Origin of the sequence: Planctomyces sp. SH-PL14 (assembly GCF_001610835.1) — a bacterium.
Taxonomy (GTDB): Bacteria; Planctomycetota; Planctomycetia; order Planctomycetales; family Planctomycetaceae; genus Planctomyces_A.
In genome coordinates this window covers 2,145,696-2,162,715 of sequence record NZ_CP011270.1, presented here as the reverse complement: position 1 = coordinate 2,162,715, position 17,020 = coordinate 2,145,696, and the positions used below count along the sequence as shown (strand labels likewise).

At 66.4% G+C, this 17,020-nt stretch carries 15 protein-coding genes and 5 tRNA genes; 12 read left to right on the top strand and 8 right to left on the bottom strand.

What is annotated here, in order from left to right:
• The first annotated feature begins 124 nt into the window (after positions 1-124).
• Positions 125-1,081, top strand: coding sequence for an MDR/zinc-dependent alcohol dehydrogenase-like family protein (locus VT03_RS08425; protein WP_075092576.1), 957 nt, complete (start codon positions 125-127; stop codon positions 1,079-1,081).
• Here the strand turns inward: VT03_RS08425 and VT03_RS08420 are convergent.
• Positions 1,066-1,548: a hypothetical protein gene (locus VT03_RS08420; protein ID WP_197489253.1), complete on the bottom strand. Its 483-nt coding sequence runs from the start codon at positions 1,546-1,548 to the stop codon at positions 1,066-1,068. The two genes, VT03_RS08425 and VT03_RS08420, sit on opposite strands and share 16 nt — an antisense overlap.
• Positions 1,526-3,988, bottom strand: coding sequence for a vWA domain-containing protein (locus VT03_RS08415; RefSeq protein WP_075092575.1), 2,463 nt, complete (start codon positions 3,986-3,988; stop codon positions 1,526-1,528). The genes VT03_RS08420 and VT03_RS08415 overlap by 23 nt, the downstream gene beginning before the upstream one ends.
• 142 nt (positions 3,989-4,130) lie before the next feature.
• Between VT03_RS08415 and VT03_RS08410 the strand changes: the two genes are divergently transcribed.
• Together VT03_RS08410 and VT03_RS08405 are read left to right on the top strand one after the other, a co-directional pair.
• On the top strand, positions 4,131-4,463 hold the full coding sequence (locus VT03_RS08410) for a hypothetical protein (RefSeq protein WP_075092574.1): 333 nt from the start codon (positions 4,131-4,133) through the stop codon (positions 4,461-4,463).
• A gap of 995 nt (positions 4,464-5,458) precedes the next feature.
• A complete protein-coding gene (locus VT03_RS08405; protein WP_075092573.1) occupies positions 5,459-6,148 on the top strand; it encodes a metallophosphoesterase family protein in 690 nt (229 codons plus the stop codon).
• 10 nt (positions 6,149-6,158) lie between these two features.
• Here the strand turns inward: VT03_RS08405 and VT03_RS08400 are convergent, their stop codons facing one another.
• From VT03_RS08400 to VT03_RS08385, 4 genes are all read right to left on the bottom strand, one after another.
• A complete protein-coding gene (locus VT03_RS08400) occupies positions 6,159-6,821 on the bottom strand; it encodes a phosphopantothenoylcysteine decarboxylase (protein WP_075092572.1) in 663 nt (220 codons plus the stop codon).
• Positions 6,822-6,986: 165 nt separating this feature from the next.
• Complete coding sequence (gene rpsU / locus VT03_RS08395; protein ID WP_231870629.1) at positions 6,987-7,181, bottom strand: 30S ribosomal protein S21; 195 nt, start codon at positions 7,179-7,181, stop codon at positions 6,987-6,989.
• A gap of 316 nt (positions 7,182-7,497) precedes the next feature.
• Positions 7,498-8,427, bottom strand: coding sequence for a hypothetical protein (locus VT03_RS08390; RefSeq protein WP_197489252.1), 930 nt, complete (start codon positions 8,425-8,427; stop codon positions 7,498-7,500).
• Between the two features lie 158 nt (positions 8,428-8,585).
• Positions 8,586-9,224, bottom strand: coding sequence for a PRC-barrel domain-containing protein (locus VT03_RS08385; protein WP_075092569.1), 639 nt, complete (start codon positions 9,222-9,224; stop codon positions 8,586-8,588).
• A 461-nt stretch (positions 9,225-9,685) separates the two neighbouring features.
• On the opposite strand from VT03_RS08385, the gene VT03_RS08380 reads away from it, so the two are divergent.
• The gene (locus VT03_RS08380; protein ID WP_075092568.1) at positions 9,686-11,206 is read left to right on the top strand and encodes a hypothetical protein; all 1,521 of its coding nucleotides are present in this window, start codon (positions 9,686-9,688) and stop codon (positions 11,204-11,206) included.
• A gap of 415 nt (positions 11,207-11,621) precedes the next feature.
• On the opposite strand, the gene VT03_RS08375 is transcribed toward VT03_RS08380, so the two are convergent.
• Both VT03_RS08375 and VT03_RS08370 read right to left on the bottom strand, forming a co-directional pair.
• Positions 11,622-12,434, bottom strand: a complete 813-nt coding sequence (locus VT03_RS08375) for an FHA domain-containing protein (RefSeq protein ID WP_075092567.1) — start codon at positions 12,432-12,434, stop codon at positions 11,622-11,624.
• A gap of 249 nt (positions 12,435-12,683) precedes the next feature.
• A complete protein-coding gene (locus tag VT03_RS08370; RefSeq protein WP_075092566.1) occupies positions 12,684-13,472 on the bottom strand; it encodes a DUF3050 domain-containing protein in 789 nt (262 codons plus the stop codon).
• A gap of 484 nt (positions 13,473-13,956) precedes the next feature.
• Here VT03_RS08370 and VT03_RS08365 point away from each other — a divergent pair.
• The 8 genes from VT03_RS08365 (at position 13,957) to secE (ending at position 16,998) form a co-directional block, all read left to right on the top strand.
• A tRNA-Thr gene (locus VT03_RS08365) sits at positions 13,957-14,028 on the top strand.
• Between the two features lie 130 nt (positions 14,029-14,158).
• A tRNA-Tyr gene (locus tag VT03_RS08360) sits at positions 14,159-14,240 on the top strand.
• Between the two features lie 159 nt (positions 14,241-14,399).
• Positions 14,400-14,470 (top strand) — tRNA-Gly (locus VT03_RS08355).
• Positions 14,471-14,544: 74 nt separating this feature from the next.
• Positions 14,545-14,617: transfer RNA gene (locus VT03_RS08350), tRNA-Thr, on the top strand.
• A gap of 146 nt (positions 14,618-14,763) precedes the next feature.
• The gene (tuf, locus tag VT03_RS08345) at positions 14,764-15,960 is read left to right on the top strand and encodes an elongation factor Tu (protein ID WP_075092565.1); all 1,197 of its coding nucleotides are present in this window, start codon (positions 14,764-14,766) and stop codon (positions 15,958-15,960) included.
• 238 nt (positions 15,961-16,198) lie between these two features.
• Entirely contained in the window at positions 16,199-16,354 is a 156-nt protein-coding gene (gene rpmG / locus VT03_RS08340) for a 50S ribosomal protein L33 (RefSeq protein WP_075097002.1), read from the top strand.
• Positions 16,355-16,438: 84 nt separating this feature from the next.
• Positions 16,439-16,511: transfer RNA gene (locus tag VT03_RS08335), tRNA-Trp, on the top strand.
• Positions 16,512-16,560: 49 nt separating this feature from the next.
• Entirely contained in the window at positions 16,561-16,998 is a 438-nt protein-coding gene (gene secE / locus VT03_RS08330; RefSeq protein WP_075092564.1) for a preprotein translocase subunit SecE, read from the top strand.
• Positions 16,999-17,020: the final 22 nt, after the last annotated feature.

The window sequence follows — 17,020 nt, the reverse complement described above, 5'->3', positions numbered from 1 at the left end:
GCACGATGGGTTGGAGCGAACAACGCCGCGCCGGCGGGTACGGTATTCAAGCGACGAGGCAGGGACGCGGTCCCGCTCCTTGCGACACTCGCCGGATTTCGCAACGATCCAGCCGGAGGGCAACATGCGAGCGCTCATTCTCGAAGCGGGCGGACAGGTTCGATACGCGGCGGAACACACGGGACGCGATCCCCGACCCAGCGAAATCCCCATCCGCGTCCTGCGGGCCGGCGTCTGCGAAACCGACCTCCAGCTGGCCCGCGGCTACATGGGCTTCCAGGGGATCCTCGGCCACGAGTTCGTCGGGATCGCGGAAAGCGGCAAGTTCGCCGGCCGCCGCGTCGCTGGCGAGATCAACTGCAGCTGCCACCGCTGCGACCTGTGCCGCCAGGGGCTCTCCAACCACTGCCCCAACCGCTCCGTCATCGGCATCCTCGACCACGACGGCGCCTTCGCCGACCGGGTCTTCGTCCCCGAGCGGAACCTCCACCTGATCCCCGATTCGGTCTCCGACGACGAGGCGGTCTTCATCGAGCCGCTCGCCGCCGCGTTCCAGATTCCGGCCCAGCTCGACCTGAAGCCCGTCCGGAGCGCCGTCGTCCTCGGCGACGGCCGCCTCGGGAACCTCTGCGCCCAGGTCCTGCACCGCGCCGGCTGCCGGGTGACCGCGGTCGGCAAGCATGAGTGGAAGCTCCAGCGGCTGGCCGATGCCGGCGTCGACACCTGCCTCCTCGACGCCCTGCCGATCAAGCGCGAGGCGGACCTCGTCGTCGACTGCACCGGTTCGTCCGGCGGCGTCGAGACGGCACTCCGCCTCCTCCGGCCCCGAGGGACCCTCGTTCTCAAGACCACGACCGCCGCGCCTCACGGACCGAACCTGGCGGCAGTCGTCATCGACGAGATCACGGTCGTCGGCTCCCGCTGCGGTCCGTTCGATAAGGCGATCGAGGCGCTCGCCGACCGGGACATCGACGTCCGGCCGCTCATTACGGCCCGCTTCCCGCTTGAGGAGGGAGAAGAGGCGATGCGGGCCGCCGCGCGGCCGGAGAATCTCAAGGTCCTGCTTCAGGTCTCGAACTGACAAGGGCCGTCGCCGCCGCCGGAGCGGCGTTCCCGCTCGCGGCGGGCGTCGTCGGCGAAAGCTTCGACTTCGAACGGGTTCTCGCGGTAACAGTCGCGGCCCCGCATCCAGAGCCAGCCTGAGGCCAGCAGGTAAGCCGGGAGGAACGCCGGGCCCCACCGCTCGTACTGGCGGACATGGACCCACTCATGCAGCCGGGTCCGGTCGAGGTCCGCCGGCGTCCGGCCGAGGATCACGTGGCCGAGCGTCATGGCGCTCGCATGCGCGATCCGGCCGAGGAACCAGTCGGAAAAGCCGCCGCAGAACTCGAGCGTGTGGCGATGCCGGAACACGCGGCCGCCGCTCGACATCGTCAGCAACCCCGCCAGCAGGCCGAGCGACGTCGCCGGGCTCGCCCAGCAGAGCACGCACGCGGTCCGGATCCGGCCGGCCGGCGGAGGGCGGTCATCGGGGGACGGCGACTTCATTCTCCGCCTCGTAGAACCGGTTCGCGACGAGGTGCTCGCCGCAATAGAAGACGACGACGAGCGTCAGCAGGATCGGGAAGATCTCCTTGCCGAGGTCGGCCGTGTTGATGTCCGCCTTGAGCTCGTCGAGCGAGCGGGCGACCTGGCAGCGGTCTTTTCCGAAGAGGTCCTCGATCTCGGTCGGCTTGAGCCGCGTGAGGTCGCTCTCTTCGGGGCGGGCGTTGACGCTGAAGCCGGTGACCGGCTGCGGCTGGTCCGGCGGGATCAGGTCGAAGTGGCCGATCTCCCGCACGCGGCCGACAGCGGCCTGAGAGGCGTTCGCCGCGACATCGAGCCGCGTCTGCAGCACGCCCGGGTGACGGAGCCGGAAGCCGCGGTCGACCGGCGACGGGGAAACCGCCAGCCGCGGCTCTTCGCCGGCGAGGAAGTTGTAGGAGGACTCCGAGACCCGCGAGAGGTACTCGGTCATCTGGTCCGCGAAGGCCCGGAAGACCCACGGGGCCAGGAGCGTGCTGGGGAAGTTGTTCCACCGCTGCCGCTCGGCGTCCGGGAGATTGACGCCCGTCGTGAACATGACCGTCCGCCCTCGCCCGTGCGTCTTCTCGATCAGCGCGGGGGCGTTGTCGGGATCGTTGTAGCGGGCCAGGATCGTCGTGCCTGCGGCGGGATCGACGCGCCAGAACCGGAAGATGCTCACTTCCTGCTCTGTGATCGCGAAGCTCCCGTTCCCCTCGTACTGGCGGAACTTCCAGAACATCGGATGCTCATGCTCCAGCTTGATCCGGTGCCGGCTCTGGGAGGTCGAGGACATCAGCTGGCCGGGGAGGAAGACCTGGGCCTTGGGGCGGTTGTAGAGTTCCGGCTTGATCGGCGGGCTCGGGGCACCGAGGAGGATTCCCAGGCCTCCTCCGGCGTCGACGAAGCGATCCAGTTGGGACCAGACGGCGTCCGACGGACCGGGGACGTTGACGAGGTACACCGTCTGGTACTTCTGCAGGTCGGCGGATTCGAGCTCCTGCGGTGTGGCGAAGGTCACCGCGAACCGGTTCTTCTCCGTCGAGCGGTCGTCGAACGGTTCCAGCGCCACGAGCCACTCGAAGGCGACCGCCTCGCTGGGAGCGACGACGAGGACCGGCGTCGGATCGCCGACTTCGATCGTGAAGAACTGTGCGTCATCAAACGCGAGCGGGTCGCTCGATTCGATCCGGACTTCGCCGTGGACGACGTTCCCGACGAGACCGGTCAGCATCTCGAACTCGACGGTCGCGGGCTGTCCCGATTCGACCTTGGCATCGACCCGTCCCCGCTGGATCGGGTTTCCCTGGGCATCGTTCAGCAGGAGCCGGAGCGGGAGCGTGCCGGATGATTCGCCGTCGACCTGGACGGTCCCCTGCACGAGGAGGTTTCCGCCCGTCGGGATCTTCTGCCGCGAGAGGCGGACCGCGCGGATCGCGGCATTGCGGGGCTGCATCTCGCCCACGTCGATTAGGTAGACGCCGACCTGCGCCAGCCGTTCGAGGTCCGCCTTGAGCAGCGCGGCCGCGGAGGTCTGCCATTGGTGGCTGGCCAGGTCGGTCAGGATGTAGACCCGGCGGAGGTACTGGTCCTTGCGGCTCTGCTCGGGGAGGTTCCCCAGTTCGGCGAGCGTCCGCCGGCGGTCGTCTTCCTGAAGTGACAGCGCGGACCGCAGCCGCTGGTTGAGCGGCAGGCCGATCGGCTCGGGCTTGAGCTCCGTCATCCGCGACTTGGCGGCGATGAGCGTCGATTGGAAGATCAGCGGGTTGTCCGAGGCGGTGTCCGCCACCGCGACCTTGCTGCCGACCGGCAGCTCCCCCAGGTGGTTCTCGGCCAGCGTCCGGGCGACTTCGAGCCGGGACTGCCCCTCCTGGAAGTAGGTCATGCTGAGGCTGGTGTCGAACAGGAACACCGCCGCCACCGGCAGGTCGATGACCGCCTGCGGCGAGGGAGAGGTGATCTCGGCCGCGACGCGTCGCTGGTAGGGCCAGCCGACGAGCAGGGCGAGAGCCGCCAGCGTCCCCGCCGTCGTCCATCCCCGCAGGAGCGTCCGGCGATAGGCGAAGTCGGACCGGTTCTCGCCCTGAGTCTTGGACCTCCGCAGGAGGACGAGATACGTGGCGATCCCGGCCACGGCGACGACCGCGAGCGTGACGAACTCGCGACTCGAGAGACCGTAGTTGGCGGGGGGGAGCGAGGGGCGGGTCAGGGCGAAGACGATGAGCCCCAGGACCGCCATCCGCAGGAAGAGAAGCCACCAGTGCCGGAGGCGGAAGCGGCGGCTGTTCTGCATGCTCCGTTTCTGGATCAGCCGCAGCGCCGGAAAGAGCATCGGCTTCGGCTTCTGGCGGAGCAGCAGGTGCAGGATGACCGGGACCGCGACGAGCCCCAGGCCGGCCAGCAATGCGGGATTCAGCAGCGACATCTCACCTTCCACACCGAGCCGAGAGACCCTGGCAGTTTATCGAGATCGCGGAGGGAAACGACCGGGACTGCTCCTCCTGGGAATCAGCCCGGCGGAACCTGCCCTTGCTTCCGGTCTCGCCGGAGCCGCTACACTCGGCGGCGTGACAACGACCAATTCTGTCGGCATCAATCGTACGCTCGTCGGGGCGATCGCGCTGGTCTGCGCGGCGAGCGGCGGACTGATTTTTTTCTTCGTCGACTCCTCGGCGACGGCGCTCGGGAGTGCCCTGCTGCGGGTCTCGGTCCTCATGGGAGCGTTCTGGCTGGCCCTTCCGATGCGTCCCAGCACGCGGCCGGTGATGCAGATGTCTCCCATTCTGCTCGCGGCGATCATCGCCGGGCTGGTGTTTATCGTCCGGCGGCCGGGAGCCTTTCTGCCCGCGCTGTTCGTTCTGGCGGTCGTCGCCGTCGTGGTCCGTCCCTGGCGGCGGTAGGCTCGGTCTGGAAACTCGCACTGGCCCGACGCGCGAGCGACGACCGGTGAGTTCCCTCGCTTGCGCTTCGGGCTGGTGTGGACGGAACGTTTTCGAGGGGCCGATTTCTCGCCTCCGGCTGTCCTCCGGCCGCAACCCTCCGGATCGCGACGCGCGCAAAAAAAAGAACCTGCTTCCGTAAGGAAGCAGGTTCCTGATGAGCAGAGAATGCTCGAAGCAAACTCAGGCGGCCTTTTCGGCCGGGGCCGGAGCGGCCGGCTTTTCGGCCGGAGGAGCCGGAGCGTTTTCCGGGGCAGCCGGAGCAGCCTGGCCAGCAGCCGGGCTGTAGCTGCACGGAGCAGCGCCGCAGCCGGTCGCACAAGCGGCGGCCGTGTGGCAGCAGGTCGGGGCCGGAGCGCAAGCGCTGGTGCAGGCGTTGCACGGGGCGCCGCAGCTCGGAGCACAGCCGTTGCCGCAGGCACCGGTGCCGCAAGGAGCACCGCAGCTCGGGGCACAGCCGTTGCCGCAAGGAGCGGCACAGCTCGGGGCACAGCCATGGCCGCCGCACGGAGCAGCGCAGCTCGGGGCCGCACAGCTCGGAGCACAGCAGCTCGGGGCACAGCAACCGTGGCCGTGACCACGGTGACGGCGGCCAGCCTGGGCGTCGTTGGTCGAAACCATCGTGACGAGGGCCGCAACAGCGAGAACAGCAATCTGACGCAACATGGGTGTCACTCCTCGATCTCCTCGGAAATGTGGGAAAGCCACATGGGGGCGTCCGAGCTCGCGATCCCTCACGGGTGCCGCCTCTGACCAACCTGGTAAAGTAGACAGACTTTGTCAAAGTTGGCGATTCTGCGGCTTACATTAATGGCCGGAAGAAGCGTGTCAACAGGTTGACAACCCGAGTTGGCTGCGGCGGCACAAGATTCGGCAAACGTGAATTTTATTGTTTCGGAGCCTGCAGTCCCTTGACGTTCTGTTGAGGTTTCGATCCGGATGGAGGGAGTCGGCTGGTGAGTTCACCGCGGACCATCGTGGTGGGAGATGTCCACGGCTGCGACCGGGCGCTCGAGCGCGTCCTCGATCTGGCGGCCCTGCGAGAGAGCGATCATCTCGTGTTCGTGGGGGACCTGATCGACCGTGGGCCGCAGTCCCGTCAGGTCATCGAGCGCGTTCTCCGCTTGCGGTCACGCGGCCTCGTGAGCGTGGTTCGCGGGAACCACGAGGAGATGTTCCTCGATGCCCTGCGGGGCGGGACGTGGGCCGAGGCGTGGTGGAACCACGGCGGGCCGGAGATGCTGGAGTCCTACGGCTGCGGGCTGCAGGGCATTCCCGCCGAACATGTCGCGCTGCTGGAGAACTCCCTCGAGTGGCTGGAGCTGGATCGCCACATCGTCTCCCACGCCTCCCTCTCCCCTGCCCTCCCTCTCGACCGGCAGACGGTTCGGGATCTGCGGTGGCAGCGGATCGATCCCTCGGCTCCGCCCCATCTGTCGGGGAAGACCGTCGTCTGCGGTCACACTCCGCAGAAGCGTCGGCAGCCGCATGTCCACGCCGGCTGGATCTGTCTCGATACCTGGGTCTACGACCGGAGCGGGTGTCTTACGGGCCTCGATCTGGACGGCGGGACGATCTACCAGGCGAGCCAGTGGGACGACTGGAGCGACGTTCGTCCGCTTCCGGGGGCGCTCTCGGAGCCGTGACTTCAGTCGCTCAGGCCTTCTTGCGGCGGGCCGGTTTCGCCGGAGGAGAGAGGGTCGCCTGGAGCCAGGCCACCATCTGGGCGGCCACCTGCGTCTTCGGGCCCGACCACGTGGCGGCCGTGTCGCCGGCGCTCCCGATGAGTTCGACGGAGTTGTCGGCCGATCCGATCGCCGCCGGGCTGTTGAGGATGATCCAGTCGCAGTTCTTGCGGCGGAGTTTCTGCAGCGCGTTCTCCCGCGGGTTCTGGGCTTCGAGCGCGAAGCCGAGGATCCACTGGTCGGGCCGCTTCATCGAACCGAGGTTGGCCAGCACGTCGTCCGTCTCGATCATCTCGATCGTGATCGGGCCGCCCGACTTCGACATCTTGCCCGTCACGCGCTGGACCGGCTTGTAATCGCAGACGGCCGCCGTGGCGATGACCCCGTCGCATCCGGGATAGGCTTCGACGCATCGGGCGAGCATGTCCGCCGTCGTCTCGACGGCGCGGGTCTCGCAAAGGGGAGACTTCGGGGGGGCGATCGAGACCGGCCCGCTCACCAGAATGACCTCCCAGCCGGCGGCGAGGCAGGCCTCGGCGATCGAGTAGCCCATCTGGCCGCTGCTGGCGTTCGAGAGGTACCGGACGTCGTCGAGGTATTCCCGCGTGGGGCCGGCGGTGATCAGGACGCGCATGCCTGGGGTCCGCTTTCGAGGGTCGGTGATCTCGTCACGTCAGCGCGGTCGGCCCGCTTCAAACGCAAAAGGACCGCCGGGATTTCCGGCGGTCCTGTGTTCATCACGACTCACTGTCCGCTGCGTTCCGCTCTCTGCAGGGAGCGGCCGGGCGGCACAGGAGGTTCAGGTGTTGTTGGCCTGGTTGATCCGGGCCCGCTGCTTGGAGCGGAGCTTTTCCCGGCGGCGGCGCTCGCTCGGCTTTTCGAAGTATTCGCGGCGGCGGAGTTCCTTCTTGATCCCGCTGTGCTCGACCAGCTTACGAAACCGACGGACCGCATCCTGCACCGACTCGTTATCCCGCATACGCAACTTGACCACTCAACACTCCTGTTCGCTGCAGAAACTTCCGGCAGAAACGCGACACGTTCCGAGCCCGCTGTACAAACGGGTCGGAAAGGTTACCAGAATCCCGGGGCCGGACAAGACTGGAAGACCGCTTTTGTTTTCGGGCGGCGGTGGCCCTGGGGCGGCAATCACGGGCCCCAGCCGTTCCGTCTTTGGCGTTCCCAGCGGGAGTTTCGCCAACGCCGGCGTTCGTTCCTGCTTCAAGATCGGCTTGCGCGGAGGTGTCGCCGCAGGAGTTTCGGGCGTCGACCGCAGGGTGGTCGACTGCAACACCATTGTGCGATGAGAGTTATCGTCGCTCTTTGTCAGCGTCCTTCGGGGCCGGTTGCTCCCCTTGCTCCTCGGCGGTCTTCGATCGTTCCGCCGACTTCTTTCGGATCGCCGTTCGCTGATCCGTGAGGCGCTCCGGCCAGGCAAACCGGGGGGCCTGCGACGGATCGTACCCCGCGAGGTGGTCCCGCAGCCGCGTGGCGGGCTTCGTGTAAGTGAGCTCCGTCTGGCCGAACACCTCTTCGCAGAGCTTCGCCAGCGGCGGGTCGTACTCCTGTAGCTCGGCGCGGGTGTTCACGTGGTTGTGATCGTGGTCGTTCTCGCGGTTATTGTCGAACCACGACTGGACCCCTTCGGCGAAGTACTCGTGGTGGTTCGTCGACGCGTACTTCCCCTTCCAGAGCCCTTTCGCCATCGCGTCGTCGTACGCCGCGCGGACCCGGGCGTCGAACTCCGGATTGACCACCCGCATCCCCCGCAGGTGGATGTTGTGGGCGAACTCGTGGATCAGGATGCATTCGGCGGCGTACGGGTCCCCCTCGAAGCCCAGCAGGTTTTCCTCCCCGCAGGAGCAGACGGGGTCGGTCTCCGAGCCGCCCAGGCCGCGGGCCCGCGCGTCCCAGTATTCGGCCGGCTTCAGGTGGCTGTGCTCGGGGACCTGCGTCGTGAACTCGCCCGCCCCCATGACGATCAGCCGCGACCCGCCGCGGACCATCGCCTCCTTCACGTCCGGGCGGTTCGCCAGCATGGTCGAGACGAGATATGCCGCTTCCTTCAGGGCGTAGTCGCTCACCTTCTCGCTCGACACGATGGGGTAGCCCCCCGCATCGATGTACTTGCGATAGAACGGGTCGGCCTTCATGTCTGCCGGCGGCGCCGTGACGACAAACTCGCCCGCCGCGCTCAGTCTGGCCAGCCACAGGACCGCCAGGACGATGGGAAGTCTCACGGGAAGCACCTCTGGACCTCGACCGGAATCCGGCTCAGAGGTCCAGTCTCGCCGATCGGCGGGCGCCGTCAAACGAGAAGGCCCCAACGAAAAAAGGGACAGGTGCGGTTTCCCGGCACCTGTCCCTTGGGACGCGGCGTCTTTGACGCCCGGTCCACTCAGTTCCGGCGGTCAACCCGCCGGTCGACGCGGCGGTCGACCCGCGGCGTCGTGTTGTACCGCTGGAAGATCTCGGCCCGATACTGCGGGGCCGAGAACGTCGGGTACTGGTTCGTGGTGTAGGTCGGGACCTGCTTGAACTGTTCCTGGGTGATGTTGACGGTCGCTTTCCGCTGCTGGAAATCGAACTTGGCCGCTTCCCAGGGGACCGTCACGAGCTTCCCTTCGTTCTGGACGACGAGGTACTCGATATACCCTTCGTCGCCGAAGACGATGTCCTCCACCGTCCCGATCGAGACGTTGCCGGTGATGCTCACCTGGGATCCGAGGACCTGCTTGGCGCGGTAGCTCTGGCCGGAGGGGGCCGGCCGTTCGGCGGCGGGAGCGTCTTCCACGGGCGCCTGGCGGGCCGGAGCGGCTTCGGTCGTCCGCGGTGCGGCATCGCGGGGAGCCTGCGGATCTTCGACCGCTTCGCGCGGGGCGGTCCGCGGAGCCGGTTCTTCACGAGGAGCGCCGCGGTCGCTGCGGTCCGCGCTCGGCCGCGGCGGAGCTTCCTGGGCGTTGGCCGCGAGGGTCGGGATCGCCAAGGCCGCACTCAGCCCGAGGGCAAGCGTCGTCTTCTGAAACATGGTCTTCATCGTCGTACCTGCAACACTGTGTCGAGACGCCTGAAGGGGCGCCACCGTATGGACGGCCACACGGATCCACTGGCACTGGACTCCGAACGCAAGCGGCATTCCGGCGCGGCCGGTCGCGGGAAGATTCGAGGCCTCGCTCCGTTTTCGGGGCCTGTGCGGTCCGGGGCGCCTTCGCACGACAGGCAGGCCCCTGCGCCTCTGGCTGGCGACGGCACATTCGGGCGGACGAGCCGCCACAATTCGCACGCTTGTTACTTTCCTTCGAAGTGTCCTGTTCGACCCCACGCCGCGCCGCTCCGGTGCCGCAACGGGATTTCCTGATCCGTAGTTCCCATCCGACAATTCCGCCGGTAGGCTAGGAATTCTTCGAGCCGCGCGGGTCCCGCCGGCTCGAACCTCCTGATCCCGGAATTCTCCGGTCCTGCATTCTGCGTTGTTCACTGAAGTCTGTGGTGGTCTCCATGAGTCCTGAAGATACCGAAGAGCCGATGCTCCCGGGCAACGTCCTGGCGAAGCAGTCCCTCCGCCCCTGTCCCGAGTGCGGCGAGAGCGTGCGGGGTGGGATGGTCCGCTGCTGGAACTGCGGGGCGTTCATGAACCCCAAGATCCAGGAAAAGTTCGAGGAGATGCAGGCGCGGCCGAATCCCTCCACCTATACCGCGATGTCGGCCGGCGAGGCCGCTTCGCTGACCGCCCAGGCGGGACCGGAAGCGGAAGAGGAGGATGACGACGACGGGGGCTTCCAGCTCTCGCCGATCGCGCCGCTGGGGGGAGCCCTCGTCGGGTCGCCGACGTCGCTGCTGTCGTCGGCCCCGGCGAAGGACGAAGCCCCCGCCGCGATCCCGATGCTGGAGCCGGTCAAGGGGGCTGAGGCTCCGGTCGAAGCTCCGGCTCGTCCGCAGAACCCCGCCGACGCACTGCTCGACATCGCGATGCAGGATGACACCGAGTCCGCCCGCCGCCGCAAGAAGCGGTCGGCGACCGGCGGTGTGCGGACGGCGTCCGGCGGGCTGATGATCTTCTGCCCGTACGGCTGCCGCGTGGAGGTCAAGGAGCAGCATCGCGGGATGACCGGCCGCTGTCCGCGCTGCCGGGCCCCGTTCATCGTTCCGGTCGATCCGCCAGACTACTCGGTTTCCAAGTCGAAGGGGGCCGGGGACAAGTCGGCCGTCGAACAGTCGGTCGCCTACGGCCGCTGGATTCAGGACGCGCACCTGCACGTCGTTCCGCCGGAGAAGCTGGTCCTCAAGCCCGACAGCCTCGTCAAGGTGTTCACGAACGTCGACCTCGGCTTCGGGCCGGAGGGTATGGTCGTGGTGACGCTCGGCAAGAAGGCCGGGGGAATGTTCGGCGGCGGCGACAAGAAGGATCCGCGGGACGTGGTCCTTCAGCATCTCAAGGAAGGGAAGCCGCCGGCGGAGATTCCCGCCGCGGACAAGCTGTTCTTCAAGCCGGAGCAGCTCCAGGAAATGCGGGTCGTGCAGCCCGTGGCCAACCGCTCGCAGTCGATGTTCGCCGGCGTTCCGGTCTTTGGGGGCGGCCGCATTGCGGTGCAGCTTCCGTCGCTTGCCGACACCGATCCGCCGCGGTACCTGTCGTTTGGGATTACGGAGTTCCGCGCTCTGGCGCAGGCCGTTTCCGAGCTCTACGGTCTCGTGGACTTCGGCCGTGACTGCGGGATCCCGATGCAGGATCAGTTCACGGAGCACCGCTGCACGTACGGCGGGGCGTTCAAGTCGCTCAACAACCTTGAGTTTTACAAGGCGGACCCGACGGTCAAGCTGGTCACGGTCGGCTGGAAGTGTGCCGGCTGCGGGTTGACGATGAGTGAAGAGGGGCGGGCGAAGGCGGACTTTGGCGGCAAGGGGGCGAAGGGGATCGCGAAGGCGAAGTGTCCCAAGTGCCAGCAGAAGTTTGGCGAAGTTCGTCTGGAAGGGTTGCCGCCGGCGGCGCCGGAAGCGGAGCCGGCCCCAGCGACGTAGATCATGTGGTCCGGCGGTGCGCCCCTTACCTGGGGTCCAGGGGGCCCCCCTGGTGGGGAGTGCAGAGGGGCAACGCTCCTTTGCCCGCCGGAGGCCTGGCCGTCGAGAGTTGCCTGAAGGATCTCGTGTCCAATCGCGGACAGCGTGCCGGATGTCCCCTCACCAACCGGCTGTGATTTCAGGGCGAGCGGTGAGTCCTCAACGCCGTTTGCTCAAAGGGGACGTCCGTTGTGTCCCACGGTTCCTCAACGAAAGCGCCTCCGGGGTCAAGGGGGCCAAAGAAACAACACAGGCCCCCTTGACCCCGGGCTGCCGTGGCACGTTGTGTTTGAGCTGGCAGAACCGTGCCTGCCAGGACGCTGTTCGAGGTGGCGAGTGTTGACCTCTTCGGGCGCCTCGCCATCACTCCGGCCGTTCACGCACTGATCCGGAGCGGCTCCGAGTCGTCGGGCCGCTCCATCAGGCGGACTTTCTCGCGGACCTGGTCGATCTGGATCGCAAGCCGTTCCTGGATCCCGGCCAGCTCCGTGGCCCGGGCGGACAGGACTTCGCCGAACTCCCGGATCTGCTCCTCCCGCTCCGTGAGTGCTTCCGTGTCGATCGGCAGCGTGGCGAACTCATGGGCGGTATCGGCCTCCCCCAGTGGGGCGAACTCCGGAGAGACCTCTTCGTCGGCGGCCCCGCGAACCGCTTCCAGCAGGGCCATCGCGCCGAGCTCCTGCCGCTCTTCGGACGCACTGACCCGCTCGATCTCCGCCTCGAGAGCGTCCAGAAGCTGCGGCATGGTCATGTCCGCCGGATCGGCCGTGTCGTCGGCGGATTCCGGCGGCGAGAGATGAGCGGCGTCGAACCGCTCGCGGAGCGTCGCGGACCGCGTCGAGCTGGCGGTCGCCGGTCGGGCGTGGAACCGCAGGTCGACGCCGCCGATGCTGATCAGTTCTCCCCCCAGGAGTTCGGCTGAACGCGTCGCCACGCCGTCGATCCGCAGCGACGGAGCGGGGACGAAGGCTTCGATCGAGACCTCGGTCTCCGTGGCCAGGATCAGACAGTGCAGCATCGGCGTCGACGTCCCTCCCAGCTGGAGGTCGCACTGGCTGCCGGCGCCGATCAGGAACCGGTCCTTCTGGATCGGGCGGCAGGGAAAGCTCGTCTTCCCCCGGACGATCTCCAGCCACGGGCCGGCAGCAGGAGACCAGGTCCCTGCAATTCGCGGTTTGTGCTCTTCCATGAATCCATCCGCCTCGCGTTGGCCGTGAGGAAGGGGTGCGGGCTGTCCCGTCGGGCCGGTTTCGGTAACTCAATGCGGGAGGCGTCCAGGCGAACTCGCTCCGCCGGACTTTCCGTCGTCCTACTGGACATCGTCCGGTGCCGGCGGGCAGGAATACCGAAAAACGGCGCGTCCGCGGCGGATGTAGCGTTTTGCATGGCCGCGAGGCACGCGGCGAGGCAGCCTGGGAAGACTTTGAGGCCCGCCGGATCAGGCTGGAGTGGAAGCGGAAATCTTTGCCGCCATGGCGTCCCAGAGGGCGATGCGGGCTTCGAGCGACGCGACGGCGGCTTCCTCGGCCCGTTTCCAGAGCTCGGGGTCGTCGCCGCAGGCCCGGGTCACGAGCCGCATCGCGAGGGGGCCGTGCGCTTCGCCATCGAGCGAAATATGGCGGTCGAGGTAGTACAGGAATCGCCCGAGCCGATGGGGAAACCGCTGCGAGATGTCCGCCACCAGCCTGCGGAAGACGCGCGGCAGGAGGTCTTCCCGCCCGAACGCGAAGGCCGACACGATCGTCGGCATGTCGCCCGAGTCGATGATGCGGAAGGTCTGCCGGACGAACTCCGCTGCCGCGGGGGGAATCGCGGGGCCGGCGAGCGCCGGCTCGAGCGGGGTCCCCGCCCGGATCTCCCGGATCAGGCTTTCGGACCCTTCCAGGGAGGCCCCGGCTTCCGTCATGGCGCTGCGGTAGAGGTCGAAATGGCTCAGCGGCCGCTGTTCGTCGTCGAGGTCGGTCTCTTCTCCCAGCACGATCTCGTTAATCATCCGGGCGCTGATCGGGTCGGCCGGCGGGGTCCACGGCACGGTGATCGTCGTCAGCTGCCGCTGGAGCGTCTTGACGAGGGACATGAAGTCCCAGACCGCAAAAACGTGGTGCTCCATGAAGGTGGTGAGGCCGGCGAGGTCCCGGATGGCGTCGTAGACGGGGTGCGAGAGCAGTCGGCCCCGCAGAGGTACGAGGCGGGCGTCGATCTGGGCCAGCGGGCTGGGCGTGGACATGGGGGAACCTGAGGGGCGCGTCGCGTGTCTGTGTCGGGAGTCTACCGGTTTTGCCAGCGAGTTCCGACGCATGGCGCGGCGGTCGTCCGCGGGCGGTTGTGGCCGTGTGTTCACCTGGCCGGGTCTGTTGGAATAATTCGTCCTGGCCGGTGGAGGACGCAGTTCCGTCGATTCGCCGTGGCCGAGGGAAACGAGAGGCGGCGGCGGCCGGTCGAATCGGGGGGCTGGAGGCCGAATGACGGGACAGAGCGGGCCAGGAAACCGAAAACTTTGGGGGCCAGCACGATCCGCAATCGCGCCGTTCCGCGACGCGCTTGCAGAGATCCCCGGGCCGTCCTTATACTTTTCGGCCTTTCGTTGAGCCCGCAGTTCGAAACCGCGATCCGCGGTTGGCGAACGCGTTCCCCTTGCAGGCGGTGTTCCACTTGCAGACGAGGTCCGGAACGATATAGTTTCGACCCCTTCCGCGTCGAAACACGATCCCGCTAGCGTAGCTCAACGGCAGAGTTCCTGTTTTGTAAACAGGCGGTTGTGGGTTCGAATCCCTCCGCTAGCTCTGATGGAAACCGAACTTGCGGCAACGCGGGTTCGGCGGAGCCGGGACGGTGTTCCGGTTCGAAATGAACGGTCGGCGACGACCAGTCCGAAATTGACAGATCCGGGTGAATCGCCCGGTTGGAAAAATCGGGGAGATACCCAAGCGGCCAACGGGGCCAGACTGTAAATCTGGTGGCTCTGCCTTCACAGGTTCGAATCCTGTTCTCCCCACTGATGTAACTCGCCGTCGGGAACCCGCTCTCAGCCAGAAATGGCTGCGGCGAAGACTGACGAGGACAATTTGTTCGAGCCTTCCGCCCGCCAGGCGAAGGGGCCGTCCAGTGACCCTGGCCGGCCACCAGGTGCTGGCTGCCGAAAAGCTCTCCCCCTGCGGGTGTAGCTCAATGGTAGAGCTCCAGCCTTCCAAGCTGGTGGTGAGGGTTCGATTCCCTTCACCCGCTGTGAGTCGTCGGTGATCGGTTTCCCGTCTTCAGTTTCAAGCTGGGGGCGAGCGGCCGAAAATCGAAAACTCTCTGCTGCTGTAGCTCAGCTGGTAGAGTGCGTCCTTGGTAAGGACGAGGTCCTGGGTTCAAATCCCAGCAGCAGCTTCCGGTATGTTGCCGGTCGTGTCGGCGTCGGTCGCGGTTTAGATTTCCAGTGACGTGCCAGGACGCCCGTGAGTCCATATCGAACAGCCGAGTCGGCTGTCGTATTCGCAGAAAACCATTCGTAACTGGGAGTTGGAGCAAGAGAAATGGCGAAGGAAAATTTCGTTCGCACGAAGCCGCACGTCAACGTGGGAACCATCGGGCACATCGACCACGGTAAGACGACCACGACGGCGGCGATCCTCGCCGTTCAGTCCGCTCGCGGTCTCGCCAAGATGAAGTCGTACGCCGATATCGCCAAGGGCGGTACGGTCCGCGACGAAACCAAGACCGTGACCATCGCCGTCTCGCACGTCGAGTACGAGAGCGACCTCCGTCACTACGCTCACATCGACTGCCCGGGTCACGCCGACTACATCAAGAACATGATCACCGGTGCCGCCCAGATGGACGGCGCGATCCTGGTCGTGTCCGCCGCCGACGGCCCGATGCCGCAGACCCGCGAGCACATCCTCCTGGCCCGCCAGGTCAACGTGCCCGCCCTCGTCGTTTACCTCAACAAGTGCGACCTCGTCGACGATCCGGAGCTCCTCGAGCTCGTCGAGATGGAAGTCCGCGACCTGCTGAACAAGAACGGCTACCCGGGCGACACCGTGTCGATCATCCGCGGCAACTCCCGCGCGGCTCTCGACACCCCGCAGGATCCGGCCTGCCAGAAGTGCATCATCGAGCTGATGACCGCCCTCGACAAGGACATCCCGGAACCGGCCCGCGAGCAGGACAAGCCGTTCCTGATGGCGATCGAAGACGTGTTCTCGATCTCCGGCCGCGGTACCGTGATTACCGGCCGTATTGAACGCGGCAAGATCAAGGTTGGCGAAAAGGCCCAGATCATCGGTCTCCGCGACACGCAGGAAACTGTCGTGACCGGCGTCGAAATGTTCCAGAAGACCCTCGACGAAGGGATCGCCGGCGACAACGTCGGTCTGCTCCTCCGCGGTACGGGCAAGGACGACGTCGAACGCGGCCAGGTGCTCGCCGCTCCGAACTCGGTCAAGCCGCACACGAAGTTCGAGTGCGAAGTGTACGTGCTGGGCAAGGAAGAAGGGGGCCGCAAGACCCCGTTCTTCAGCGGATACCGCCCGCAGTTCTACTTCCGCACGACGGACGTGACCGGCGGCGTCAAGCTGATGGGCGGAGCCGACATGTGCATGCCTGGCGACAACGTCAAGCTGGAAGTCGAGCTCGGCAAGCCGATCGCCATGAACGAAGGTTCCCGCTTCGCGATCCGCGAAGGGGGCCGCACGGTCGGTTCGGGCGTCGTCACCAAGATCCTCGCCTAGTTGTTGAACTTCCGAAGCCCGGCGATCTTCGCCGGGTTTCGGCTTTGCCGGATCGCCGGCTGCCGCGGGGAGTGAATCCCGGCGGGAAATCGAATGAATGGTCCCGGCGGCGGACGAATTGAAGAGCGTCCGCTCAGCGGATCAGTGAAAGCAGTCGCGAAGGCTGGCGGGTTTGGGCCCGGCGGCCTTTGTGGTCTTCCAGAATCAGGACGCCTGCGTCAGGCGGTTGGAGTCGATCATGGCCCGTGAATATGTCTGGCTCGAGTGCACGGAAACGAGCCTCCGCACTTACCGGACTCCCAAGGAAACGCGCGGCACCGAGCGGCTGACGCTGAAGAAGTACAACAAGAAGCTCCGCAAGCACACCGATCACAAGGAATCGCGGAAGAAGTGAGGAAGTCGTCAGTCGAGGGTTTTCAGTCGTCAGTCAGGGTCTCTGGCTGAGAACTGGCAACCGAAGGCTGGAGAGCTCCTTCAGACGAGCGTAGCTCAATTGGCAGAGCAGCGGATTCCAAATCCGCAGGTTGAAGGTTCGATTCCTTCCGCTCGTGTTCAATTCGGAAATCGAGTCCCTGGCGACAAGCAAGCGAACGGAAGTCCATGTCGAAGGCGTTGGACGATCAATCGATGTTCTCCGCGTTCTTCGGGACCGGGATCTTCAAGCGGACGCAAGGGCGGCTGGTTCGTCAGGCGACCGCCGTGGCGATCTTCGCGCTGGCAGTCGTTGGCTGCTGGCGGCTCAAGGAGACCCTCCTGAGCGACGCGCCTCGCGCGGTGAACCTCGGGGTTCCGGTGGCTCTCGCGGCCGTGGCCGCCTGGGGCGCGTACCGCATCGTCAACTACCCGCCGTTCGCCAACTTCCTGATCTCCGTTGAAGCGGAGATGGCCAAGGTCAACTGGCCGAGCTGGGAGTACCTCCGTCGCGCCGCAATGGTGGTGGTCGGCGTGATGTTCCTGTTCGGCGCCTACCTGGCGATCTGCGATTACCTGTGGGTCGCCTTGTTCCGCCTCATCGGGTTCCTGGAAATCAGCGCCTGAGGTTGGCGGTACGGGTCGTTGC

Coding starts and splice junctions, on each gene's coding strand:
- rpmG (WP_075097002.1), top strand. CDS start 16,199: ATGGCCCGTGAATATGTCTGGCTCGAGTGCACGGAAACGAGCCTCCGC.
- VT03_RS08420 (WP_197489253.1), bottom strand. CDS start 1,548: ATGAAGTCGCCGTCCCCCGATGACCGCCCTCCGCCGGCCGGCCGGATC.
- VT03_RS08385 (WP_075092569.1), bottom strand. CDS start 9,224: ATGAAGACCATGTTTCAGAAGACGACGCTTGCCCTCGGGCTGAGTGCG.
- VT03_RS08375 (WP_075092567.1), bottom strand. CDS start 12,434: ATGGAAGAGCACAAACCGCGAATTGCAGGGACCTGGTCTCCTGCTGCC.
- VT03_RS08400 (WP_075092572.1), bottom strand. CDS start 6,821: ATGCGCGTCCTGATCACCGCCGGCCCCACGCGGGAATACCTCGACGAC.
- VT03_RS08370 (WP_075092566.1), bottom strand. CDS start 13,472: ATGTCCACGCCCAGCCCGCTGGCCCAGATCGACGCCCGCCTCGTACCT.
- secE (WP_075092564.1), top strand. CDS start 16,561: ATGTCGAAGGCGTTGGACGATCAATCGATGTTCTCCGCGTTCTTCGGG.
- VT03_RS08425 (WP_075092576.1), top strand. CDS start 125: ATGCGAGCGCTCATTCTCGAAGCGGGCGGACAGGTTCGATACGCGGCG.
- tuf (WP_075092565.1), top strand. CDS start 14,764: ATGGCGAAGGAAAATTTCGTTCGCACGAAGCCGCACGTCAACGTGGGA.
- VT03_RS08380 (WP_075092568.1), top strand. CDS start 9,686: ATGAGTCCTGAAGATACCGAAGAGCCGATGCTCCCGGGCAACGTCCTG.
- VT03_RS08415 (WP_075092575.1), bottom strand. CDS start 3,988: ATGTCGCTGCTGAATCCCGCATTGCTGGCCGGCCTGGGGCTCGTCGCG.